Below are 23,523 nucleotides of genomic sequence, written 5' to 3' on the forward strand. Positions count from 1 at the left end.
CTCTGCTGCCGAAGCAGCTTCCTGCGCCGATGTGGCCGTGGTCATTCTGAACTGGAACGGCGCGGCCTTGCTGCGCCGGTTTCTGCCGTCAGTGCTTGCCCACAGCAACGGGGCCCGCATTATTGTGGCAGACAATGCCTCCACCGACGACTCGGTAGCGGTGCTGGCGCAGGAGTTTCCGCAGGTAAGCCTGATTGCGCACGCCGCAAACCTGGGTTTTTGCGAGGGCTACAATCAGGCGCTGAAACAGTTGGCGCCAGACCTTCGGTATGCCGTGCTGCTCAACTCCGATGTGGCCGTGACGCCGGGCTGGCTGCAGCCGCTGCGGCAGTTGCTGGAAGAGCGCCCCGCGGTGGCCGCCGTGCAGCCCAAAATCCGCGCCCAGGCCGAGCCGGAGATGCTCGAATACGCCGGGGCCGGCGGCGGCTACCTCGACCGGCTGGGGTATCCGTTCTGCCGGGGCCGCCTCTTCGATACGCTGGAACCCGACCACGGCCAGTACGACGACGCCCGGCCGGTGGCCTGGGCCACCGGCGCCTGCATGGTGGTGCGCCTGAGCGTCTGGCACGCGCTGAACGGGCTGGAACCGGAATTCTTCGCGCACATGGAGGAAATAGACTTATGCTGGCGCCTCTGGAATGCCGGGCATGAGGTGTGGTACCACGGCAGCAGCATCGTCTACCACGTAGGCGGCGGCACACTGCACAAATCGAATCCTCGCAAAACCTACCTCAATTTCCGCAACGGCCTGGCGCTGGTGTACAAGAACACGCACGCCTCGGAGCTGGCCGGTACGTTGGCTACCCGCCTCACGCTGGACTGGGTAGCGGCACTGCGCTTTCTGCTGCAGGGCGAAACTGCCGATGCCCGCGCCATTCTGCGGGCCCACCGGGACTTCTACCGCCGCCTCTCGTACTGGAAGCAGAAGCGCCGGCAGTATCCGCCACGCCTCACGCAGCAGCGGCCGGGGGTGTATCGGGGCAGTCTGGTGTGGGCGTACTTCGGGCAGGGCAAACGCAGATTCTCGGAGCTGGATGCGCGCCTGCTCTCCTGAGTGCCGCCGTTTTGGGCCTCGCTGCGCACCTGGAGCAGGCAGCTCACAAAAAAGCCCGCCCTTGAAACAAGAGCAGGCAGCAACCCAAACGCCCAGGCGCGGGCTACAGGTCCCAGACCGTGCTGCGCTGCCGGCGCATGGCACGGCGCACGTTCATCCAGAAAGCCAGGGCAAAGTAGAGCACAATCGGCGAGCCGAACGTGAAGAACGACGCGTACACGAACGAAAGCCGGACGCTGGTGGAGGAAAAGCCCAACCGGTTGCCCAAGGCATTGCAGACGCCGAAGCTCTGCTTTTCGATGTAGTCGGTAAGACGTTTCATAGCATCCTGTTGTAAAGTCGGAGTGTTGCTAACCTGGTACAAAATAACAAGATACGTGTGCCTGCACAAGCTCAGGCGATGCAAATTCTTTCGAAGATACGTCTCCTGAACGCGGTTTTCCGTTTGTTGTCTGAAATTCCGCCCGATACCCGCCCTATGAGAAGCCTCTCGCCCCCGATTACGCTTGCTGTGCTACTAGCTACGGCCGGTATGCTGCCCGGTTGTACGCTACCTAAGATGCTGAAGGTTGCGCAAAGCGGCCAGCAAGTGAGCGTACAGCCGGCGGTACTGGAAAGTAACGGCGAAAATGTGCTCTTCGAGGTGACGGCCCGCGTACCGGCCAGGCATCTGAAAAAAGGCGCGGCCTATGGCCTCAACCTGCGCTACGCCTACGATACTGGCCTGCGCGAAGACACCCTCGGCCGCCTCTCCTTCGTGTCGGGCGAGTATGTGTACGACGAGGAAAATAAAGACCTGCTGGTACTGAAAAAGCAGCTGGCATTCCCCTACACCCCGGCCAAAAGTCCCGGCGAGCTGCTGGCCCTGCCCGAAGCCCGCGAGCTGAAACCCAAAGGCAAACGGGTGAAAGGCAAGGAATTTCGGGTGGCGCGGGGCATCGTGAGTACGGGCCAACTGGTGGTGCGCCAGGATATGGCCATTGCGCTGCTGGTTGACAACGTAGACAACAACATGAGCGGCACCCGCGTGCTGCCGTTCTTCTTCGATGCCGGCAAGGCCGAAATCCGCAACTACCTGGGCACCAACGTAGCGGCGCTGGAAGATTTCATTGAAGCCAACCAGCGTACTGAGAAGGTGATGATAGTGGCCGGCCACTCGCCCGACTCGCTGGACTCCCACGACCAGCGCCTGGCCGACAAGCGCGTGCTGGCGCTGCAGAAGTATTACAAAAACCGCGTCGATACGGATTCCTACCTGAACCGCGTGCGCGACATCGACTTCGAAACCGAAGCGTACCACCGCCGCTGGGACCTGTTTCTGAGCAAGGTGCAGCAGTCGGCGCTGAAGCCCGCGCAGGTGGATTCGGTGCTGCTGCTCATCAACGATACGCCCGGCACCTATGCCCAGAAGGAAAAAAGCCTGCACAAGCTCTCCTACTTCGACTATCTGGAGCAATACATCTACCCGGTGATGCGCTTCGGGACGGTAGCGGTGCAGTACACGGCCCCTAAGCGCTACGATTCGGAAATCTATCTGCTCTCGAAAAAGATTGTGGAGAAGCAGCTGGAAGCCGATGCCCTGACGCCGGAGGAGCTGCGCTACTCGGCTACACTCACGCCGCTGCTGGCTGAAAAGCAGCGCATCTACGAAACGTCGGCCGCTACTACCGGCCGCTGGGAAGCCTACCACAACCTGGGCGTGGTGCTGCTGCAGCGCTCTGAAAAAGAAGTGAGCGACAAGGTGCGCCGGGCCTACCTGCGCCGCTCGGCCGTGAACTTCACGCTGGCGGCGCACCGCAACCCCACCGCCAACATGTTCTACCGCGTCGCCACCGCCTACCACCGCGCCGGCGACAAGCTGGAGGCCCTGCAGAACTACGACTACGCCATCAAGCTCGGCGGCCCGCGCCCGGTGCTGGACAAGGTGTTTGCCGATAAAGCGGCGCTGGAAATCGAAATCGGGCAGCTGGACGACGCGCTGGGCAGCCTCAGCTACAGCTCGAAAAGCTACCAGAACACCATGAATCGGGCCCTCATTTATTTGCTGAAAGGCAACTACCCTGGCGCCACCGGCATCTACCAGGAAGCCCTGGCCCTGAAACCCAACGACCCACTAGCTTACTACTGCCTGGCCGTGGTGGCCGCCCGCCAAAAGGATGAAGCTCAGATGGGCCAGAATCTGCGCCGCGCCGTGCAGCTGGACCGGAAATTCGCCAGCCGCGCCGTTGAGGACCTGGAGTTTGCCGAATACGCCAAAGGCAAAGTGTTTCTGGAAGTGCTGCGGTAACTAATAAATTATTGCTTCGATCAACAGCACCATTTTCTTTCCTCAATTTAGAATGAAAGTCGTAAGTAGTGGATCTGCACGTTTTCCCATCTATGAATTCCTTGGCTTAGCTATAACATATGGGAGCCTTGTGGTGGTTTTGTTATGCGCATTAACAGAGACTTGGTCTGGACAAGCCTCCGTCGTCATGTGTTACCTGCTTTTTATTGCACCACTAATTATGGGAATCATTGCTTACGTAAACCGTAGCCCAAAATCAGCACTACATAAATGGATCTACTACTTAAGCCTGTTCTATGTGCTGGCATCTATTCCTGTAACAATTCTATTCTGCCTACAATAGGCTTATGCTTATATTGACACTAAACAATGATTGTGTGATGAATTATTATATCTAATTCCAACTATGGATTGCCTAACACTATACTGATACGATGAAGTCGTTCTTATTTGCCCATCCCAGCTACTTACTATAGCGTTACGTGGCGGCTAGCTCGGCTTTTTCATTCTGAATTATGAAGAAACGAGCGTATTCCCTGCTGGCATCGGCAGTACTATTTACCGGCTGTCTTTCCACCAAAGTACCCCATACTGAGCCAGACAGCGCGCTACTGCTGCTTCTGAATAATCGGCAGCTTATCGTGACGTCCCTGAATTCCGCTGTGCAAACCAGTATCACCAGCCAAGAACAAAGAGGTGATACGCTGGTGCTGACTTACAGAAAAGGCGCCTTTCTTCGCCAGCATGCGAATACAATGGAGCTGCCCGAAACCACGCGCTACATCAGGTGCGCAAAACAGCTATATAGGGTAGTAATGGCTGATACCGGCCGAAGGCTGGAGAAGCTATAGCCTGCTTTTCAGGCCAGTTTCCACTCAGAAGCCGCCTTTATTTGCCCGTCCCGGCTAGCCGTTGTAGCTTTACGCGCCGGCTCGCCCGGCTTTTTCATTCTGACTTTCGAACTGCAACAGACTATGCGGACCATCCAATTCCGGGAAGCCCTGCGTGAAGCCATGTCCGAAGAAATGCGCCGCGACCCGCGCGTGTTCCTGATGGGCGAAGAAGTAGCCGAGTACAACGGCGCCTACAAAGTAAGCCAGGGCATGCTGGACGAGTTTGGCCCGGAACGCGTAATTGACACTCCCATTGCGGAGCTCGGCTTTGCCGGTATCGGCGTGGGCGCGGCCATTAACGGCCTGCTGCCCATCATTGAGTTCATGACCTTCAACTTCTCGCTCGTTGCCATCGACCAGGTAATCAACTCGGCGGCGAAGATTTATTCGATGTCGGGCGGGCAGTACTCCTGCCCCATCGTGTTCCGCGGGCCTACGGGCAGCGCCGGCATGCTCAGCAGCCAGCACTCGCAGAACTTCGAGAACTGGTACGCCAACACGCCCGGCCTGAAAGTGGTGGTTCCATCGAACCCCTACGACGCCAAAGGCCTGCTGAAAGCCGCCATCCGCGACGCTGACCCGGTAATCTTCATGGAGTCGGAGCAGATGTACGGCGACAAGGGCGAGGTGCCCGAGGAAGAGTATGTGCTGGAAATCGGCAAGGCCAACGTGGTGCGCGAAGGCAAATCGGTGACGCTGGTGAGCTTCGGCAAGATGATGAAAATTGCCCTGGCTGCCGCCGATGAGCTGGCCAAGGAAGGCATCGAAGCCGAAGTAATTGACCTGCGTTCCGTACGTCCGATTGACTACGACACGCTGGTAAACTCGGTGAAGAAAACCAACCGCATGGTGGTGGTAGAGGAAGCGTGGCCGCTGGCCAGCATCAGCTCCGAGCTGGCCTACACCGTGCAGCGCCGCGCCTTCGACTACCTCGATGCGCCCGTAGTTCGCGTAACCTGCATGGATGTGCCGCTGCCCTACGCTCCTACCCTCATCGAAGCCTCGCTCCCGAACGTGGCCCGCACCATCAATGCGGTGCGTGAGGTGACGTATCAGAAAGCCTAAATTTCGCGGAATTGGCTCTGCTGACTCAATTAGATAAAAATGCCTCGCCGGTTTTTCCGGCGAGGCGTTTTTGTTGGCTTGCAGCTGAGTTCCGCAACTTCTGCTACCACAGACTGCGCGGCCCCAGCTCAAGCGTAGCCTGTGCGGTGGCAGAAGCCCAGAAGCATAGCCCTAAGAATACCACATACGCCACGCCGGTGGCCAGCAGTACCGGGCGCGGCACCAAAGCCGGGCGCCACGCCGCCGGCCAGCCGAAACACAGCACGGCATACAGCAGCAGGTGCAGCGGCAGCAGAAAGCGGCATTCCATGCTCATGGGCAGCATCGGGATGCAGGGCACCAGCAGCACGGCCAGCACCAGCCACTGTTGCCAGTGCACCCGGCAGAACCGGACGCGCAACAGCACCAGCAGCGCCCCAAACCATACCGTATAGTTCAGCCACGCCAGCCCCCAAGTCGGCACGTATACCTGCTTGATGTAGGGCGTAGGATACTGCACATCGAGGCCGTTGAACAGCCGCCATGCGTACATTTTGGTGAACGTGAGCGGATGGCGTAGTACCAGCCGGAAGTAGCTACCATAGGAATCGAACCAGCCGATGTGCTCCTGCTTTACCAACTGCTCGCCGGCGGCATCCCGAAAAATCATGACGGGCTCGTAGTAGTCAGTGCGAATAGTGGTTTCGTATTTCTGGTGTAGCAGGCCCCATTTCAGCTTTTCGCGGTAGAGGTTGTCCGTCTCCAGGTTTTCATGCTGAGCCAGCACCAGCGGCGAGCTTTGCTGAAACTGGTGCTGATTGATCAGCAGTTGCGGCAGCCACGCCAGCGCCATGCCGGCCAGTAGCACCACTCCGCGAACTGCGCGCCACGCCACGCTGCGCTGAGGAGCCAGCAGCAATGCCAGCACGAGGAAAAAGGGAACGGCAATCAGATACGTAGGCCGCATATTGCAGGCCGCCGCCAGGCACATTCCGGCGCCAGCTACTGCCCACCACTTACGCCTGTATAGCAGCAGCAGGCCCAAGGCCAGCGCCCACAAAGCCGGGAAATCAGTGAGCGTGAAATTGAAATAGTCGCGCCACAAGGCAAAACCCAGGACGGCGAAGGCCAGCCGCCGCCCCCAGGCCAGCGGCTCCTGCTGCCCCCGCACGGCCTGCCACAGCAATGGCCCAATCAGCCCAAACCCCACCGCTGCTGATACTGCTCCAAACACACGGGCAAACAGAATGGGCGGCAGATGAGTGTAGAACTGCACAATCCGCAGCGGCAGCAGCAGCAGCGGCAGCAGATAGCCACGGAAACTGTCGTGAAAGTTGAGCAGCGAGAAACTGCCTTCCTTATGGAAAAAGATGGAGATGAACCAGTAATTCAGCGAGTCGTGGTAGAGGCGCGTGTAGCCGGAAAACGGCAGATACAGCAAGTACGCCAGCAGCAGCAGCAGCGTCAGGCGCCAGTACGGGAGCCACGGGCGGCCCTGCTCCGATAATAGTCGTGTCAGCAAGAGAATCTAATAGTTATCGAAGCCGCTCAATCATCCACCAAGGAGTTGCCTTTGCCGGGGTCGGGCTGCAAGTTGCGGAAAGTGGCTGCAGAAAGCCAGAAGCAGCTGCCCAGCCACAGGCCCGCCCCCACCAGCGCCACCACTTTTCGCAACGGCCGGCCCCGCCACCACTCCTGGCAGGGCCGCAGAGAAAACCGGAACGCGGCCACCGCCAGCAGCAGCAGGTGCAGCGGCAGCACAAACCGCGACTCAATGGCAGTGGGAATAGCTACCGCGCAGGGCAGCAGCAGGGCCAGCAGCACCAGCGCGCGCGGCCAACTCAGCCAGCGCCCCGTCCGACTTCCGACAATCACGCTCAGCGCCAGCCCCAGCGCCATGTAGTTCAGCATTTGCAGCAGGTGCCGCTCCGGGCCATAGTCGCGGAGCAGATATGGGGCTGGCTGCTGCACGTCCAGACCATTAAAGAGGTGGCGCAGGTAGCGCCAACCGTAGTCGAGTGGATTGCGCAGGGCAATGCTGAAAAACTGGCCGTAGGAAGTATACTGGCTGATTCCGGCCTCACGCAACACCTGCAGCCCGGCCGGGTCCACGAAAAACAGCCGCTTGCTCAGGTCGGCATCGTAGCGGAGCAGGCGGGTGCCCCAGGTGAGCTGCTTGAGGTACAGCGGCTCCTGCTGCGTATCCGAAACGCGGGCCAGCACCAGCGGTGTGTTCTGCTGAAAGTGCAGCCGGTTGATGGCCAACTGCGGAGCCAGCGCCAGGCCCAGGCCCACCAGCAGCAGCGCCCAGCGCCCGACTACCCGGCGGCCATGCTGCCAGCTCCACCAGCCCGCCAGGGCCAGGGCCGGCGGCACCGCGGCCAGATACATCGGGCGGCTATTGAAGGCGGCGGCCAGGCAGAGTCCGGCTACCAGCCACCAGCCCAAGCCGCGCCGGCCGCACGCCCACAAGGCCAGCAACAGTAGTGCCAGAGCCGGCATATCAATCATCGTGAAGCTGAAATGGTCGCGCCAGAACACGAAAGCCAGCAGCACCAGCAGCAGCCAGCGGATACCGGCCACCCGGCCCGGCACCAGCTGCCGCCACAGCGCCGGAATCAGCCAGGCGAAAAGCGCCGCGGCCCACACCACGCCCATGGCTTTGGCGGCCTGGGGCATCGTGCAGGAAGTGAAAAACCGGATGATAAGCGCCGGAAAATGCAGCAGTGCCGCCAGATAGCCGCGCGTAGGCGTGTCGAAGTACAGAAGCGAAAAGGCCTTGTGCTGCCGCTGAAACGACACGGCCAGCTCCCAGTAATGGCCGGCGTCGTAGGGCATCCGCTCCCCGGTCAGGCCGCCGCCCAGCAGGAAGTAGCCACCGTACAAGCTCACCACCACCAGTATGCGCAGCCAAAGCGGCCACTCCCGCTGCCAGAAACCGGGGGTCGTTTCCGGCCGGCTGCTTGTCGAGGAGGAAGAAAATGACGGTTTCAGCTCAGGCATAGGGTAGGCAGCAGGGCATTTTGGGCCCTCGGGCAGGATTTTACGTACCTTTTGCCCAAAGCTACGCCACGTTTCCCCTACCCCCACTTTCCTGCATGAATCATCGTCTGCACTTGCGCTTCGAGCAGCTCGAACAAGCCACCGACCACCTGCTGAAAACGGCCGAAACCCTTGGCAGCAAAGCCCACCAGTCGCCGGGGCCGGGGCAGTGGTCGGCGGCGCAGGTGGTGCAGCATCTGCTTGTGGCCGAAACGGGCATCGGACAGTACATCGAGAAGAAGCTGCACCAATCGGAAGAGCTGGAGAAGGCCGGGCTGGGCCACACGCTTAAGTCAGCGCTGCTGCGTGTGCTGCTGCGGCTGCCGTTTACCCGCTTTAAGGCGCCGGCCCGCCTCGCCGAGCTAACGCCGGAGCAGGTAGCGCCCCTGCCGCAGCTCCGCGACGAATGGCAGGCAGTGCGGCGGCGGCTGGAGCAGACTCTGAACGAGTATCCGGGCAAGCTGCTGGACCGGGCCATCTTCAAGCACCCCCGCTCGGGCATGCTCACCATCTACCAGACTATGGATTTTATGCTCGACCACGTGCTGCACCACCAGCGCCAGCTGGAGCGTATCAGCCGGGCAGTGAAGTAGAGCGAGCCTCCGGGGCAGGCACGCCAAGGTACTGTAGCGCCCCGCTACTTCTTTTCCCGCACGATGTCGGTGTAGCTGGCGTGGCGCGTCATCTGGGTGAAGGTGGTGGTCAGCTCCGCCGGCGGCATGGTGAGCTTGCGCAGCTTCAGATCCAGCCATGCCCCATCTACGGCTACCACGGCGGCTTCGCGGCCATCGGCTTTGTAGATGGTGTGAACGATGCGCCAGCGGGAGCCATCGGCGCTGAGGCCGCCCAGCTCCGCCGTCACCCGGATGGTTTCGCTCAGGTGAATTTCCTTCAGGAACCGGGTGTCTTCGCGGAACAGAATCGGCCCGATGCCTAGCTCGGCAAACCGGCGCATGGGAAACGCCTGATCGGCCAGGAAATCGAGCCGCACCTGGGCCGCGTAGTCGGTGTAGGCGGAGTGGCGCATGTGCACGTTGGGGTCCATATCGGCCCAGCGCACCGTGAAAGTTTTGCTGTAGGTCATGTAGCGGTGGTTCGGTTTAGAATAGGCTTTCGGCTGGTTACGCGTCGCGCTCCATCAGGGGCGTGAGGCGCACGAGGAACTGCTGCTGCTCGTCTTCGCCCAGAAACTCCACCTCGTAGCCGGCCTCTTCGGCGTAATCCTGCACGATGCTGGCATCGGCGAAAAGCCACGGAAACTCGGCACCGTGCTGCTCGCCGTACTGTATGGTATACGTCACCTCGCCGTAGTAAGGCCCGTTGAGGTCGAATACCAGTGCCCCGTCCTCATCTTCGTAGAGGTAGCTGATATCGGAGGAAGTGGCCAGAATCTGGCCGCCGGGGGCCAGCAGCGTGCGGGCATGGCGCAGAAACTTTGCCAGGCCCTCGAGCGTGCCCACCAGCCCGATACCGTTCATGAGCATGAGCAGCGTATCGTACTTTTCGTGGGTGAGGGCGGCATCGAAAATATCGTGGCTGGCGACTTCCCGCACGCCCCGCTCCTGCATTACCTGGGCGGCGCCGGCTGAAATGTCAATGGCTTTCACCTGCAGGCCGCGGCTTTGCAGCTCCAGCGCGTGGCAGCCGGCCCCGGCCCCCAGGTCGAGCACGCGTCCCCGGCATTCGTCCAGCGCCTGCCGTTCCAGCTCGGGCATTTCCCACAGGCTCCGAAACAGATACGCGGCGGGTAGGGGCTCTTCTTCGGCCACGTTGCTGTGCACCGTGAGCGAGGCATCCAGGCGGCCCCGGTGGTAGTCGAGCAGAGCATGGCCCATCGGGTCGGCGGGCGCGGAAGTGGTAGCAGACATAGGCAGAATAGTTGGGGCACTGACGGGGTGCCGGCCGCGCAAGTTACGGCTTTGCCAACAGCCCCGCACCGCGCCGGGCGGCAGCACATGGCCCTCCGGAGCTTCCGGGGCGGGCGTATCCTTCTGGCGCCGGTTGCGTTTGGCAAGTATCTGACCTGATTCTTTCCCAATTCCTATGTCTACCAACCTCGACTACCTCGACCCGGCTCTGCTCCCGCTCGAAGACAAAGTGAAAGCCTATCTGGAGGCTGAAAAAGACTTTAAGCAGGCTGAGCTGGAGGCCATCAACCTGCCGGCCGAGCAGGCTCAGCAGGCGGCCGCCGCCCTGCAGTTTGAGCAGCGCCCGGCTGCCGGCAGCTTTTCTCAGCATACCGAGCAGGTGCAGCAGCAATTGCAGAACCTGCGGGAAGAGCTGGACCTGATGCGCCAGGAAATCATCCGGATGCTGCCCGCGCGCGACGAATGGGTGAAAGTAAACCTGGGCTACGGCCCCAGCCGCGTCGGCGCGTTTCGGGTAGCCGACGCGGCCGATACGTACGAGCTGCGCGTCATCCACTAACGAGCCCCGGACACCCCGGCTCATAGCCGAACACTTACCAGCCGCGCCCTACGGGCCTGCCTTTTACGAGGTGGGCCCGTAGGGCGCGGCTGTTTGTGCTTGCCGGCCGCTTTGGGTACCTGAGCAAGTGAGCGTTAGGGATACAGGTAAAAAATTAAGGCGAACCAATGGCCCGCCTCAATCCCACAACCAAAACACCTAAAAATTATTCTTTCTGCCTTACTCATATCAATTACCGGGCCAACTGTCCGACGGTAGTGCAACTCTATCAAAGAGGGCATACGTCGCGCAACATTACAATGTATCTACATTTGATAAGTCCATAAAAACTTAACACGCCATTTATTAACATACCAATCAAAATGCTTTATAATTGCCTATTGAAAGCCTTGATACTTTAATTATTTTAATAACAAACTTAAATACCGTTTTTCATTACAACGGTATAATCATAAAAATTCCTTCCACTTCTCCATTTCATATATGAAAGCACGATTTACTGCTTGGCTTACCCAGCCACTGAATTGGTTTACGTATTATGCGGCCCTACTCGCCCTTCTCTTATGCATAGGCAGGCCTGCGCAGGCACAGTTTCCGCGCCTTGAAACGTTCCGCAACGCTACTGCTACCGGCTGGACAATCGGCGGGAGTGCCTACCTCACCGGCAATGGCGCGGCCGGCAACGATGCCGTCGGCGAAGGCTACCTGCGCCTGACTCAGGCCACCACCAACCAGGCAGGCTATGCCGTCGATAACAGCTCGTTTCCGGCCACGCAGGGCTTTAGCATTTCCTTTGAATACTTCGCCTATGGCGGTACCAACCCGGGCGCCGACGGCTTCAGCGTATTTCTGCTTGACGGCAGCACGCAGAACTTCAACATTGGGGCATCGGGCGGCTCGCTGGGGTATGCGCAGCGCACGGGAGTTCCGGGCGTCAGCAATGGCTACGTCGGCATCGGTATTGATGAATGGGGCAACTACTCCAACGCGTCTGAAGGCCGCAACGGCGGCATCAACCCCGGCAACCTGACGCCGGACGCGGTAGCCATCCGGGGCGCGGGCAACGGGTCCGGCGCCGACCAGTATCCGTACCTGACCGGCACGCAGTCCTTGCCCTTCAGCCTCGACGTGACCACGCCACGGGCTCAAAACGGCTCCGCCGATTACCGGCGCGCCTTCATCGACGTAATTGCGTCCGGCGGCACCTACCGCATCACCATCCGGATTCAGCACGGCACCGAGGTAACTACTACCGTCAGCAACTATGTGGTATCGGCGCCGCCCAGCACGCTACGCGTGGGCTTCAGCGGCGCGACGGGGGCCAGCACCAATATCCACGAAATCCGCAACCTGCAGATTGTGCTGCCGCCCGTAGCGGCCAACGACCAAGCGGCCACGCTGCTGGATACCAATGTTTCGTTTGATGTAGTGGGCAACGACCAGGCGCCGGGCAGCAGCATCGACGCGGCTTCCGTCGACCTGAACCCCAGCCTGTCGGGCATTCAGAGCACGTATACCGTGGCCGGCGAGGGCACCTTCACGGTCAACACAGCGGGCATCGTCACCTTCGACCCCACGCCCACCTTTGCCGGCGTTGTCCGGATTCCGTACCGCGTAAACTCCATCCTGAACTCAACTTCCAACCTGGCCAACCTGACCGTGCGGGTAGCTACCACCTGCGCCACACCGGGCAAAGACGGTCCGGGCACGCTCACGGCCACGTCCGTCCCGAATACGTATTTCCCCGGCACGGGCAGTGCAGCCACGGGCAGCACCACCGTCACGGTAGGAGCCGCCGAAACCGGCACTACGCCCATTTCGGCCGGCGACTTGGTCTTGCTGATGCAGATGCAGGGGGCCACCATCACGCCGGCCAACGACGTGTCGTATGGGGCCAACAACGCAACCGGCACCGGTAACTCTACCACCGACTTCACCGCCGGACAGTACGAATACGGCATTGCCGCCACCGACCTGCCGCTGACAGGAGGCACGCTACAGCTGGTTAACGGCCTCACCCGCAGCTACCAGAACCTGGCCTACGACGACGCGGGCACGGCCACCGGGCAGCGCCGCTTCCAGGTGATTCGGGTGCCGCAGTTTTCGGATCTGGACGTGAGCGGTACGGCAGCCGCTACTCCGGCCTGGAATGGCAGCACCGGCGGCGTGCTGGCCCTGGATGTATCCGGCCTGACCTCGTTTGCCACAGGCGCGGTAGTTGACCTGACGGCCAAGGGCTTCCGCGGCGGCGGCGGGCGCGCTACTCCCGGCAATACAGGCGCGCAGAACACGGATTACCGCCGCGGAACTTCGGGGGCTCATGGAGCAAAAGGCGAGGGCACGGCCGGCACTCCTCAATATGCCTACAACAGCTCGGCCATCGTGAACAGTGGTATTGCGGGGTATCGGAACGGCTCTACGGGCCGGGGTGCGCCGGGCAATGCCGGCGGCGGCGCCACGGACTTTACGCCGGTCACCAACTCCGGCAATGCTGGCGGGGCCGGTGGCGGCAACGGTGGGGCTGGCGGCTTAGGTGGTTACGGGTTTGGTTCGAACAGCAGTGGTGCACGGGCCCTGGGGGGCGCGGTAGTGGCACTGGCCGGCACCACCCGCATCACGCTGGGCGGCGGCGGCGGAGCGGGTTCGGCTAACGGGACCGGCACGGGCTCCAGCAACTTTGCGCCGGCCAGCGGCGGCGTAGGCGGTGGCATCTTGCTGTTGCGCACCGGCTCCGTGAGCGGCACCGGCACGCTGCGGGCCAATGGCGGCAATGCGCCCGGCACGGCTACCGCTACGGAAGGGGCAGGCGGTGGCGGAGCGGGCGGCAGCATTGTGGTGCTGGCTAACCTGACCTCCGGTTTGAGCAACCTGACCCTGCAGGCCAACGGCGGAACAGGCGGCAGTGCGAATACAGGGGCAGCGGCTAACTATGGCCCGGGCGGTGGCGGTGGTGGCGGCTTCATTTATACCAATGGCACCGCTACCGTATCAGTGACAGGGGGCACGGCCGGGCGCACTTCCACCAGTTCTGCTACTTTCGGCGCAACCAATGGCGCCGCTGGCAGTTCCTCTACGGCCGCCGGGCGGGGCATTCCCTATACCATTGCCGGCGCGGGTGGCTGCCTGCCTGAGCTCAACACCACGCTGGCTACCAGCACACCTACTCTCACCCGCAGCGGCGGACCGGGCAGCCGCGTGGCGCCTGCCACCTACTCGCTTATCATCTCCAACACCGGCGGCGGCGCGGCTACAGGCGTAGTGGCAAGCGTTGCGTTGCCTGCCGGACTGTTCGGCTACGATGCGTCGGGTACCACTACCGTTACTATTCGGCGGGCCGATGGCAGCACCTTCACGCCGAGCGGCTACACCGTACCGGCCACTGGTACCAACACGCCCACGTTCGGCAACATTTTTCTGCCCAGCGACGCCACTCTGCTGATTTCGTTCCGGGTGGCAGTGGCGGCCAGCGCGCAGGACGAGGTATTCTACCAGGCCAGTGCCACCGTCACCTACGCCGACCCCACCCGCGACCAGAACGCCGACCTCGTCAGCCCGGGCGGCACCTACACCAGCGGCGGCCCGGTGGAAGGCTCCAACTATGCCAGCGCCAGCAACACCACCGAAGATGTGCGCATCGCCCGGCCCCTGCCGGTAGAACTGGCTGCTTTCGAAGCCAAAGCCTCCGGTGCCGATGCCCTGCTGACCTGGATTACGTCCTCTGAAAAGAACAATGCCCGCTTTGAAATAGAACGCTCCCTCAACGGCTCCGCTTTCGAGCGGATTGGCAGCGTGCAGGGCCAGGGCACTACTTCCCGCCGCACCAGCTACCGCTACCTCGATGGCGGCGTGGGCAAGCTGGGCCTGCAGGTGGTGTACTACCGCCTCCGGCAAGTTGATAACGATGAAAGCTCGTCGCTGAGCCCTGTGCGGGTGGTGGCTTTTTCGGCTGGTAAAGGAGTCGTGAGCCTCTACCCCAACCCGGCGCCGGCTCAGGCCACGCTGGACCTAACCGCGCTGCCGGCCGGTATCTATCAGGGCGAGATTCTCGACCTGACCGGCCGCCGCGTTCAGACACTGATTTTGCAGGGCGCTATCAGCCAGGAGCTACCGCTTACCAGCCTGCCAGCGGGCACTTATCTGCTCAGCCTGCGCGGCCAGGGTCAGAACCTGATGCTGCCGCTGGTGCACAACTAGTCACGCTGTGGCATGAGAATAGAAAAAGCCTGCCGGATACGTTCCGACAGGCTTTTTCTATTCATCTACTTGCTATTGTTTCACAATTTTGCTCACCAGCCTGCTACCGCCTACTTCTACCGTGAGCAGGTATACGCCCGGTGCCACTCCCGGCAGACTCACTGTCTGCCGATTGGCGCCAGCCCGGACAGCCAGTTGCGTAGTAGCTACTGTGCGGCCCAGCAGGTCGGTTACTGCCAGCGTGCCCTTGCCGGCGCTGCGGGCTTCGAAAGTAACTGTGGCCGCTTCCTGCACCGGATTGGGGAACGTAGCGAAGCTTTCTGCGACCAGTGCTGCGGGCTGCGTCGAGAGCACCACACTCAGGTCCCGGGCGCCTCGGAATACTTGGCCCCTAATTTCACCATTCGGATTAGCGGCCGTATGCAGGTTCACATACACACTGTCGCGGCGGAACTGCAGGGCACGCCGGGCCGTGAAGGGCCGAGCGGCATTCGGGGCCGGATTGGTGGCCAGCCAGAAGCCTTCTGCGGCGCGGGGCGGTGTGGCGGTATCAAAAAACGGCATCAGGTCGAAGACAACTGGGCCGGCCTGCGTACGCAGGCCCGTGTGGAAGTGCCCCATGGTGGCGGGCCCGCTCAGGCCGCCCCACGCCATGCTGAAGTGCACATTGCTCTGGTCCCGGTCCATGCTTACAAAACCGGAGCCGTAGCCGGGGCTGGAAACCGGCGTAGGGCGCTCCTGAGCACCATTGAGCGAGAAAACGTAGCCCTCCCGCGCCAGCCGGTACACCTGCCCGCGGATTTCGCCATTGGGGTTGGTAGCCGTGTTGAAGACCATGTTCACCCCACCCTGCAGGAACAGATTCACCGCGGCGGTATTAAGTCCTGTCAGGCTAACCGAAAAGGCGTTGGCAGTACCTGCCGGAATAGTAACGGTGGTAAGGGGCGTAGATGTATTCGCCTGCCCGGCATCGGCCTGGAACAGCGCCAAGCTCGTGGGAGGGCCGCTCAGGCCGGTGTGCGCCACAAAAATGCGAAGCGTATCGAATGTAGAATTAAGCCGCAGGAAGGAAACTGCCTTCGCTGTTGTCGTTACGGCCGGTACCATCTGGGCGCCATCGAAGCGGGCATCATGGCTCAGGTAGCGGGCATCACGGATCAGCTGGCCCCTGATTTCGCCAGCCGGGTTAGCAGCCGTGTGCACGTTGATATAAATCTGGCCAGCCAGCATAGCGGTTACAATGGCCGGGGTCGGCGTCACTTCGCCCTCAATCACGTTGCCCGACACCAGCGGCATCAGATCCAGCACCACCGGACCCGCCACACCCGTAGCACCCTGATGGAAATGCGCCATCGTAATTGGGCCGCTCAGCCCCGCTACTACCACCCGGAATTTCAGCTTTTCCTGGTTCTGAGCGAGGTTGAAGGTACCAATGCCCACGGCCGCAGTCGTAACGGGCGGCACTTCCTGTTCCCCCGACAGCGACGCTACAAACTCCTCATCTTTCTCTATCTCAATCTGCCCCCGGATTTCGCCACTGGGGTTGGCGGCCGTATGGATGTTGATGTAATAGCCGCCGCGCAGGTACCGGTCCAGCTTGGCGCGGTCGATGTCGGCCCCAGTCAGGTAGCCCTGGATGCGGTTGCCCCGGATAAAGCGAAACAGGTCCGTTACGACTGGCCCGGCCACGCCCCGAAAGCCAAGGTGCGTATGCGCCATTGTGACAGGGCCGCTCAGCCCACTAAACGCCCCGGAAATGAACAATGTGTCGCGCGTGTCGTTCAGCGTGAAGCTGACGGCGCCGCGGGCTGCAGTGGCTACGGCGGGCACTTCCTGGCCTCCGCTGAGGGAAGCTCCCAGCAGCAGATGCGGGCGCAGATGGTCAGCAAAGCCAGTGCTACTGCTCAGAAAGGCGCACAGCAGCAGCAAACGAGTAAGAAGTTGTTTCATGGAAGTAAACAATGAATTGAAAGTAACAGTGAGGCAGCAGGTTGCGTGCGCCACTTGTAGAGTACTACAGGTTAGCTGCGTTAGAGTTGTGTATAAAATTGCGTCCTTCGCAGCCCGTTTATTTTTTCGCCTGCCCCAGCAGGCGTAGTAGTACTTTTCCTCCCCCAGATTCTATGGAAGCTCCCAACCCCGATTTCATGCGCGAAGCAATTCGCCTTTCCGTTGAAAAAATGCAGGCCGGCCACGGTGGCCCGTTCGGCGCCGTTGTGGTGCGCGACGGTAAAATCATTGCCCGCGGCTTCAACCAGGTCACCAGCACCAACGACCCCACCTGCCATGCCGAGGTAGACGTCATCCGCAAAGCCTGCGCCGTGCTGGGCACTTTCCAGCTCGATGACTGCGACCTATATACGAGTTGCGAGCCGTGCCCCATGTGCTTGGGTGCTATCTATTGGGCTCGTCCGCGCCGCGTGTTCTACGGCAACACCAAAGCCGACGCCGCCGCCATCGGCTTCGACGACCAGTTCATCTACGACGAAATCGAAAAGCCCCTCGACCAGCGCCGCCTCTCCATGACCGAGCTGCTCCGCGACGAAGCCAGCGCCGGTTTCCGCGCCTGGGAGCAAAAAGAAGGCAAGACCGAGTATTAGTTCTGAGCCAGTAAGCTGACGAGTATTAAAAGAAAGAGCCCTGAACGATGTCGTTCAGGGCTCTTTCTTTTAATACTCGTCAGTATGATTTACCGCAGCGGGCCTTTCATGCCCATCATGCGGGCCATTTGCTGCATACCGCCTTTGGTCTGGCTCATTTTGTTCATGGTGCGCATCATTTTGCGCATGTCCTCGAACTGCTTCATCAGGTTGTTCACCTGCTGAATGTCGGTGCCGGAGCCTTTGGCGAGGCGGCGGCGGCGGCTGCCGTTCAGCAGTTCCGGCTGGGCGCGCTCAGCGGGCGTCATGCTCTGGATAATGGCTTCAATCGGCTTGAAGGCGTCGTCGTCGATGTCCACGTCCTTGATGGCCTTGCTCATGCCCGGAATCATGCCCACCAGGTCCTTCAGGTTACCCATCTTCTTGATCTGCTCCAGCTGCGAGAGGAAGTCGTCGAAGTTGAACTGGTTTTTGCGGATCTTCTGGTTGATGCGCTTGGCTTCGTCCTCATCGAACTGCTGCTGGGCGCGCTCCACGAGGCTGATAACGTCGCCCATGCCCAGGATGCGCTGGGCCATCCGGTCGGGGTAGAACAGGTCGAGGGCTTCCATCTTCTCACCCGTCGAGATGAACTTGATGGGCTTCTCCACCACCGCCCGAATCGAGAGGGCCGCGCCACCGCGCGAGTCGCCGTCGAGCTTGGTGAGCACCACGCCGTCGAAATTCAGCCGGTCGTTGAAGGTTTTGGCGGTGTTCACGGCGTCCTGGCCGGTCATGGAGTCCACCACGAACAGCGTTTCGCTCGGGTTGATGGCCCGCTTCACCGCTTCAATTTCGTTCATCATCTGCTCGTCCACGGCCAGGCGGCCGGCGGTATCGATGATGACGACCTTCTTGTTGTTTTTGCGCGCAAACTCAATGGCGTTCTGCGAAATCTGCACCGGATTCTTGTTTTCCGGCTCCGAGTACACGTCCACGCTAATCTGCTCGCCCAGCACTTTCAGCTGGTCGATGGCGGCCGGGCGGTACACGTCGCAGGCCACCAGCAGCACATTGCGGCCCTGTTTTTTGATGTGGCTGGCCAGCTTGCCCGCAAACGTGGTTTTACCCGAGCCCTGCAGACCCGACAGCAGCACCACGGCCGGCTCGCCCTTGATGACGATGTCCTGCTTTTCGCCGCCCATGAGCTGGGTCAGCTCATCGTAGACGATTTTGGTCATCAGCTGGCCCGGCGACACGCTGATGAGCACGTCGCGGCCCATGGCCTCGTCCTTTATTTTATCGGTTACTTCTTTGGCAACCTTATAGTTAACGTCGGCATCCACCAGCGCACGGCGGATTTCCTTTACGGTAGCCGCTACGTTGATTTCGGTGATGCTGCCCTGGCCTTTCAGGGTTTTGAAGGCGCGGTCGAGCTTGGTACTGAGGTTATCGAACATCGGGTGATGTGCTGAGTATTAACGAACTACTATGCTGGGGCGGCCGGGTATCGGGGATGGAGCTGCTGCAGCAAATGAATTGCCGCTCAACGGCAGGCCACCGCAAGAAGCGGTTTGCCGCGTTGATTGGCTTCCCAAAAGTAACCAGAAAACCCCGAAAGGCCGCACCTGCGTACCTTCGCGCTTCTGTCGCCATTCTGCCTGCCTGTGTCTGCTGCCCGTCCGCTTCGTTTGCTTGTCATCACCTACTACTGGCCGCCTTCGGGCGGGGCCGGCGTGCAGCGCAGCCTCAAGTTTGTGAAGCACCTGCCGGCGCTGGGCGTCGAGCCTACGGTCATCACTGTCGACCCCGAGAAAGGCGCGTATCCGGTGCTCGACCACTCCCTGGCGGCTGAAATTCCGGCCGGCGTGCGCGTCATCCGCACCGATACTTCCGAGCCGTTCGGGAGCTACAAGAAGCTGACGGGGCGCCAGCAGATTCCGTACGGCGGCTTTGTGGGCGAAAACAAAACCAGCCTCACGCAGCGGTTTTTCAAGTTTGTGCGCGGCAACCTGTTCATTCCGGATGCCCGCCGCGGCTGGAACCGCCACGCGCTGCGGGCCGTAGCCGAGCTGCTGGCCCAGGGCGAACAGTTTGACGCCGTGCTGACCAGCTCGCCACCGCATTCGACCCAGCTTATTGGGCTGGAACTGAAGCGCCGCTACGGCCTGCGCTGGCTGGCCGACCTGCGCGACCCGTGGACTGATATTTATTATCATCACGAGCTGAACCAGACGCCGCTGGCCCGCCGCCTCGATGCGCGCTACGAGCGGCAGGTGCTGGAAAACGCCGACATCGTGCTGACCACCAGCACCGACACGCGGCGGCTGTTTCTGGAAAAATCAAAGGCGCTGCGGCCCGAAAACTTCCACGTGCTGCCCAATGGCTACGACGAAGCCGACTTTCAGGCGCCTTCCGCCCCACCCACCGACGCGCTGCTCATCACGCACACCGGCACCATTTCCGAAACCTACCACGTTGAGTTGTGGCTGAGCGCGCTGGCCGAGTGCCGCCGCCGCCACCCCGCGGTGCCGCTGCGGCTGCGCTTCGTGGGCAAAGTTTCGGAGGAAGTGCGGCGGCAGGTGGAAGCCAACGGCCTGCTGGATTGCACCGAACTGGTGCCCTTCGTGCCGCACGACGAGTCGGTGGGCTACCTGCGGCGGGCCACGGTGCTGCTGATGGCCATTCCGGACGTACCGCATAACCTGGGCATCTTGCCGGGCAAGGTGTTTGAGTATCTGGCCGCCAACAAGCCCGTCATCTGCATCGGCCCGGCCGGCTCCGATGCCGACCGGCTGCTGCGGGAGTGCGGGGCCGGGCAGGCCTTTCCGTATGGTGCCTACGAGGCGATGCTGGAGCACCTGGAAGGCCTGGTAGCACAGTGGCGCATCAACCCCAACCTCGATTTGCCTACGCTGGGCCACGCCCGCTACTCACGCCGCGCCCTTACCGAGCAGCTGGTGGCGCTGGTGCGGGGCAGTGATGGGGCGATGGGGTAAATAGTGACAGGTGACACGCTTGCCGTTGAGAAATTTTGGGATGGATGCATTGTTGCGGGCCAGCCCTTTCCGGGCTGCGCGCAGGCGCTTACCTTTGCTCATCCCTGTTACCCACTATCTTTTACCATTTACCTATCCCCGTTTACCTGTTACCTGTCACCATTTACTCCATCACCCCATCACCCCATCACCTGAATGTCTCTCGACCTCAACCACAAATCTATTCTGGTAACCGGCGGCACCGGTTCGTTCGGTAAGCAGTTCGTGCAGACCGTGTTCGAGAAATTTCCGCAGGTGAAGCGCCTCGTGGTGTACTCGCGCGACGAGCTGAAGCAGTACGAAATGTCGCAGACGTTTCCGCAGAGTAAGTACCCGGCCATTCGCTACTTTATCGGCGACGTGCGCGACGGCGAGCGGCTGAAGCGGGCCTGCGAGGGTATCGATATTATTGTGCACGCTGCCGCCCTCAAGCAGGTGCCCGCCGCCGAGTACAACCCGATGGAGTGCATCAAGACCAACATCTTCGGGGCCGAAAACGTGATAAACGCGGCCCTGGATTGTGGCGTGAAAGACGTGGTGGCCCTGAGCACCGATAAGGCCGCCGCCCCCATCAACCTCTACGGCGCCACCAAGCTCTGCTCCGACAAGCTGTTTGTGGCGGCCAACAACATGAAAGGGGCCCGCGACCTGCGCTTCTCGGTAGTGCGCTACGGCAACGTAATTGGCTCGCGCGGCTCGGTGGTACCGTTTTTCCTGCAGCGACGCGAAACCGGCGTGCTGCCCATCACCCACCCCGACATGACCCGCTTCCACATCTCGCTGGAGCAGGGCGTGGACTTGGTGCTGTATGCGCTGGAGCACAGCTGGGGCGGCGAAATATTCGTGCCCAAGATTCCGAGCTACATTATTACGGAGGTAGCTAAAGCCATTGGCCCCGACTGTCGGCAGGAAATCGTGGGGATTCGGCCCGGCGAGAAGCTGCACGAGGAAATGATAACCGAAACCGATGCGCTAAGCACAGTAGAGCTGGCTAAATATTACGTGATTCTGCCTTTCACACCGCAGTGGGACGTGGAGAAATTCATTGCCCACTTCAATGGCAAGCGCGTGCCTGAAGGCTTCCACTATGATTCGGCCAACAACGACGACTGGCTGAGCGCCGAGCAGATCCGCGAGGAAATCCGTCTGCATGTGGACCCGGAGTTTGCGGTGTAACGGATTCCCTACTCCTGTAAAGAAGAAGGCCGCTTTCCTCACTGGAAGCGGCCTTCTTTATGTACTTACGGGCATTCTGTCCTATCGGCTCACTTCCATCCAGCCTTTGTGCTGCTGTCCGGTAGCAGCATGGCGGAGCAGGTAGTAATAGACACCTTCGGGCTGCCCGGTGGCATTCCAGCTGTTGTCGTAGCCAGCTTTCCGGTACACCTGCCGGCCCCAACGGTTATATATTTCAATATTCCAGTCGGAGGCTTTCAGGCCTTTTAGCACAAAATATTCATTCTGTGCGTCCTGGTTGGGCGTGATGATGTTGGGCAGATTGGTGAAATCGGGCACGTTGGGCGAACCGGCACAATTGGCTTGCGTCACTATCAGCTCGTCGGTAGCCGCGCAACCACTGGGGCTGGTTACTGTAACGCTGTATATGCCGGCAGTAGCGGCCGTAAGCTCGGCGGCAGTGCTGCCATTCTGCCACCGGAAAGTGCTGCCTGCCGGTTGTGGACCTGGGCTGAGCACTTGGGTTTCGCCGGCGCACAGTCTCACGTCGGGCCCCATATCAACGACCGGGCGTGGCCTGACCTGCACCGTTTGAGTAGTGGAATACTGCCCGCCGCCAGCCGCTGTCACGATTAGCGTCACGGTGTAGGTGCCGGCGGTCTGGTACTGATGCGCAGGTGCCTGGCCGCTGGCAGTATTCAACGGGCCCGATGCCGGGTCGCCGAAATTCCAGGCGTAGGCAGTGGCAGTCACAAACGGGCTGAGTGAGGAACTCAGCTGCACGGCCGTACCGGCACAGGCAGGTTGGACGCTGATACTGCCGGGGCCTGCTACCACGACGGGTAGCAGGTTCAGGTCGTTGGTGGCACGAGGCAGGCCAGCCCACGTGGTAGCGCCCGCTGTAAGGACAAGCGCAGTGTCGCGGTACCTGGTCGCGCTACCCAAAGCGTTGGGCGACTCGAATCGTCCTACCCGGTTGACGAGGGTGCTCGCATGGTAGATACGCCCGTCAGGCCCCAATTGCAGATTATTACCGGCGCCAGACTGCTTTGCCCCGGCAACGGGGCGCGCCACCACCACCCGGGAAGCAGCCACTGCCGCCGGCGACCCCGCATTCAGATTATACTGCCAGATTTCGCGGCCAGCCAGCGTATCAACGTACAGGCGAGAACCGTCCGGAGAAAATTCCAGTCCGCCAGTGCCGCCAGACCATCTGCTGGGGGCAAGCTTGTAGCGGGCAGTATCCGGAATAATGTAGGCACTGGCAATACGCCCGCTTCGGTTATCGAACTCTGCCACTTCCTGGTAGGGCAGGCGGACTCCGTTGAAATTGCCGCGTGCATCAACCAGAAAGCAGAAAAAGCTGCAGGCCAGCCGGCGTCCGTCCGATGAAGCCTTTATCAGTCCGCCCGGATTTACCATCGGCAGCCGCCGGCCGACCGGGTTTACTAAACCTTATTCGGACAGTTTGGGGAATTTATCGGGCGCGTAGAGGCGCAGGGGACTGCGCACGCGTAGGTTGTGCAGCCCGCAGGCGACCACGATGACCGTGTCGCGCCGCCACTGGCCGCGCAAGCGCAGCGTGTCCTGTACCATGCGCAAGCGCTTCATTCCGCTGTGGGCATGCTCGATGACCACGCGTAAGGGGCTCAGCAAGTGGTTGTACAGCTGCTGAGCGAAGGTCAACTCCCGCTTCGGCGGCTTCTTGTGGGGCATCTCCACCACCACGCCGGCCGGGGTATGGCCCACCAGACCCAGGTCCTGACGCAGTACACTGCCTGGCGGCAGG

18 protein-coding genes are annotated in these 23,523 nt (G+C 61.0%); 9 read left to right on the top strand and 9 right to left on the bottom strand.

Annotation, left to right across the window (positions count from 1 at the left end):
• Positions 1 to 31: 31 nt before the first annotated feature.
• The gene (locus tag BUE15_RS17320; RefSeq protein ID WP_317614843.1) at positions 32 to 1,054 is read left to right on the top strand and encodes a glycosyltransferase; all 1,023 of its coding nucleotides are present in this window, start codon (positions 32 to 34) and stop codon (positions 1,052 to 1,054) included.
• A 103-nt stretch (positions 1,055 to 1,157) separates the two neighbouring features.
• Here BUE15_RS17320 and BUE15_RS17325 read toward each other — a convergent pair whose 3' ends face one another.
• Positions 1,158 to 1,376 carry a PspC domain-containing protein gene (locus BUE15_RS17325; protein WP_073287915.1) on the bottom strand — a complete coding sequence of 73 codons (219 nt, stop codon included), beginning with the start codon at positions 1,374 to 1,376 and terminating at the stop codon, positions 1,158 to 1,160.
• Positions 1,377 to 1,613: 237 nt separating this feature from the next.
• Between BUE15_RS17325 and BUE15_RS17330 the strand changes: the two genes are divergently transcribed.
• Positions 1,614 to 3,341, top strand: a complete 1,728-nt coding sequence (locus BUE15_RS17330) for a tetratricopeptide repeat protein (protein WP_073287917.1) — start codon at positions 1,614 to 1,616, stop codon at positions 3,339 to 3,341.
• Positions 3,342 to 4,315: 974 nt separating this feature from the next.
• A complete protein-coding gene (locus BUE15_RS17340; RefSeq protein ID WP_073287921.1) occupies positions 4,316 to 5,299 on the top strand; it encodes a pyruvate dehydrogenase complex E1 component subunit beta in 984 nt (327 codons plus the stop codon).
• A gap of 103 nt (positions 5,300 to 5,402) precedes the next feature.
• On the opposite strand, the gene BUE15_RS17345 is transcribed toward BUE15_RS17340, so the two are convergent.
• Together BUE15_RS17345 and BUE15_RS17350 are read right to left on the bottom strand one after the other, a co-directional pair.
• A complete protein-coding gene (locus BUE15_RS17345; RefSeq protein ID WP_073287923.1) occupies positions 5,403 to 6,800 on the bottom strand; it encodes a hypothetical protein in 1,398 nt (465 codons plus the stop codon).
• Between the two features lie 26 nt (positions 6,801 to 6,826).
• A complete protein-coding gene (locus BUE15_RS17350) occupies positions 6,827 to 8,281 on the bottom strand; it encodes a hypothetical protein (RefSeq protein WP_073287924.1) in 1,455 nt (484 codons plus the stop codon).
• Positions 8,282 to 8,376: 95 nt separating this feature from the next.
• Between BUE15_RS17350 and BUE15_RS17355 the strand changes: the two genes are divergently transcribed.
• Entirely contained in the window at positions 8,377 to 8,913 is a 537-nt protein-coding gene (locus tag BUE15_RS17355; RefSeq protein WP_073287926.1) for a DinB family protein, read from the top strand.
• A gap of 44 nt (positions 8,914 to 8,957) precedes the next feature.
• Here BUE15_RS17355 and BUE15_RS17360 read toward each other — a convergent pair whose 3' ends face one another.
• A complete protein-coding gene (locus tag BUE15_RS17360) occupies positions 8,958 to 9,404 on the bottom strand; it encodes an acyl-CoA thioesterase (RefSeq protein ID WP_073287927.1) in 447 nt (148 codons plus the stop codon).
• A 37-nt stretch (positions 9,405 to 9,441) separates the two neighbouring features.
• On the bottom strand, positions 9,442 to 10,188 hold the full coding sequence (locus tag BUE15_RS17365) for a class I SAM-dependent methyltransferase (RefSeq protein ID WP_073287929.1): 747 nt from the start codon (positions 10,186 to 10,188) through the stop codon (positions 9,442 to 9,444).
• 175 nt (positions 10,189 to 10,363) lie between these two features.
• Here BUE15_RS17365 and BUE15_RS17370 point away from each other — a divergent pair, with 175 nt between their 5' ends.
• Together BUE15_RS17370 and BUE15_RS17375 are read left to right on the top strand one after the other, a co-directional pair.
• A complete protein-coding gene (locus BUE15_RS17370; protein WP_073287931.1) occupies positions 10,364 to 10,747 on the top strand; it encodes a hypothetical protein in 384 nt (127 codons plus the stop codon).
• A gap of 483 nt (positions 10,748 to 11,230) precedes the next feature.
• Positions 11,231 to 14,941: a T9SS type A sorting domain-containing protein gene (locus BUE15_RS17375; protein WP_073287933.1), complete on the top strand. Its 3,711-nt coding sequence runs from the start codon at positions 11,231 to 11,233 to the stop codon at positions 14,939 to 14,941.
• A gap of 72 nt (positions 14,942 to 15,013) precedes the next feature.
• Here the strand turns inward: BUE15_RS17375 and BUE15_RS17380 are convergent, their stop codons facing one another.
• Positions 15,014 to 16,891, bottom strand: coding sequence for a CHRD domain-containing protein (locus BUE15_RS17380; protein WP_084549147.1), 1,878 nt, complete (start codon positions 16,889 to 16,891; stop codon positions 15,014 to 15,016).
• A gap of 173 nt (positions 16,892 to 17,064) precedes the next feature.
• Between BUE15_RS17380 and BUE15_RS17385 the strand changes: the two genes are divergently transcribed.
• Positions 17,065 to 17,541, top strand: a complete 477-nt coding sequence (locus BUE15_RS17385) for a nucleoside deaminase (protein WP_073287937.1) — start codon at positions 17,065 to 17,067, stop codon at positions 17,539 to 17,541.
• An 89-nt stretch (positions 17,542 to 17,630) separates the two neighbouring features.
• Here the strand turns inward: BUE15_RS17385 and ffh are convergent, their stop codons facing one another.
• Positions 17,631 to 18,980 (bottom strand): signal recognition particle protein, encoded by a 1,350-nt coding sequence (gene ffh, locus BUE15_RS17390; protein WP_073287939.1) that lies wholly within the window; start codon positions 18,978 to 18,980, stop codon positions 17,631 to 17,633.
• A gap of 207 nt (positions 18,981 to 19,187) precedes the next feature.
• Between ffh and BUE15_RS17395 the strand changes: the two genes are divergently transcribed.
• On the top strand, positions 19,188 to 20,519 hold the full coding sequence (locus tag BUE15_RS17395) for a glycosyltransferase family 4 protein (protein ID WP_244535971.1): 1,332 nt from the start codon (positions 19,188 to 19,190) through the stop codon (positions 20,517 to 20,519).
• Between the two features lie 195 nt (positions 20,520 to 20,714).
• Positions 20,715 to 21,734 carry a UDP-N-acetylglucosamine 4,6-dehydratase (inverting) gene (gene pseB, locus BUE15_RS17400; RefSeq protein ID WP_073287943.1) on the top strand — a complete coding sequence of 340 codons (1,020 nt, stop codon included), beginning with the start codon at positions 20,715 to 20,717 and terminating at the stop codon, positions 21,732 to 21,734.
• A gap of 81 nt (positions 21,735 to 21,815) precedes the next feature.
• Here pseB and BUE15_RS17405 read toward each other — a convergent pair whose 3' ends face one another.
• Together BUE15_RS17405 and BUE15_RS17410 are read right to left on the bottom strand one after the other, a co-directional pair.
• Positions 21,816 to 23,033, bottom strand: a complete 1,218-nt coding sequence (locus BUE15_RS17405) for a T9SS type B sorting domain-containing protein (RefSeq protein ID WP_170865301.1) — start codon at positions 23,031 to 23,033, stop codon at positions 21,816 to 21,818.
• A 156-nt stretch (positions 23,034 to 23,189) separates the two neighbouring features.
• The coding region (locus BUE15_RS17410) for a transposase family protein (RefSeq protein WP_244535972.1) at positions 23,190 to 23,523 on the bottom strand (334 nt) is incomplete at its 5' end.

Source organism: Hymenobacter psychrotolerans DSM 18569 (assembly GCF_900142395.1).
In the GTDB taxonomy this organism is placed as follows: domain Bacteria; phylum Bacteroidota; class Bacteroidia; order Cytophagales; family Hymenobacteraceae; genus Hymenobacter; species Hymenobacter psychrotolerans.

What these genes read in the sequence shown, in the direction of transcription:
- ffh (WP_073287939.1), bottom strand. Translation starts at nt 18,980, where the DNA reads ATGTTCGATAACCTCAGTACCAAGCTCGACCGCGCCTTCAAAACCCTG.
- BUE15_RS17370 (WP_073287931.1), top strand. Translation starts at nt 10,364, where the DNA reads ATGTCTACCAACCTCGACTACCTCGACCCGGCTCTGCTCCCGCTCGAA.
- BUE15_RS17360 (WP_073287927.1), bottom strand. Translation starts at nt 9,404, where the DNA reads ATGACCTACAGCAAAACTTTCACGGTGCGCTGGGCCGATATGGACCCC.
- BUE15_RS17385 (WP_073287937.1), top strand. Translation starts at nt 17,065, where the DNA reads ATGGAAGCTCCCAACCCCGATTTCATGCGCGAAGCAATTCGCCTTTCC.
- pseB (WP_073287943.1), top strand. Translation starts at nt 20,715, where the DNA reads ATGTCTCTCGACCTCAACCACAAATCTATTCTGGTAACCGGCGGCACC.
- BUE15_RS17340 (WP_073287921.1), top strand. Translation starts at nt 4,316, where the DNA reads ATGCGGACCATCCAATTCCGGGAAGCCCTGCGTGAAGCCATGTCCGAA.
- BUE15_RS17355 (WP_073287926.1), top strand. Translation starts at nt 8,377, where the DNA reads ATGAATCATCGTCTGCACTTGCGCTTCGAGCAGCTCGAACAAGCCACC.
- BUE15_RS17365 (WP_073287929.1), bottom strand. Translation starts at nt 10,188, where the DNA reads ATGTCTGCTACCACTTCCGCGCCCGCCGACCCGATGGGCCATGCTCTG.
- BUE15_RS17375 (WP_073287933.1), top strand. Translation starts at nt 11,231, where the DNA reads ATGAAAGCACGATTTACTGCTTGGCTTACCCAGCCACTGAATTGGTTT.
- BUE15_RS17325 (WP_073287915.1), bottom strand. Translation starts at nt 1,376, where the DNA reads ATGAAACGTCTTACCGACTACATCGAAAAGCAGAGCTTCGGCGTCTGC.
- BUE15_RS17350 (WP_073287924.1), bottom strand. Translation starts at nt 8,281, where the DNA reads ATGCCTGAGCTGAAACCGTCATTTTCTTCCTCCTCGACAAGCAGCCGG.
- BUE15_RS17380 (WP_084549147.1), bottom strand. Translation starts at nt 16,891, where the DNA reads ATGAAACAACTTCTTACTCGTTTGCTGCTGCTGTGCGCCTTTCTGAGC.
- BUE15_RS17330 (WP_073287917.1), top strand. Translation starts at nt 1,614, where the DNA reads ATGCTGAAGGTTGCGCAAAGCGGCCAGCAAGTGAGCGTACAGCCGGCG.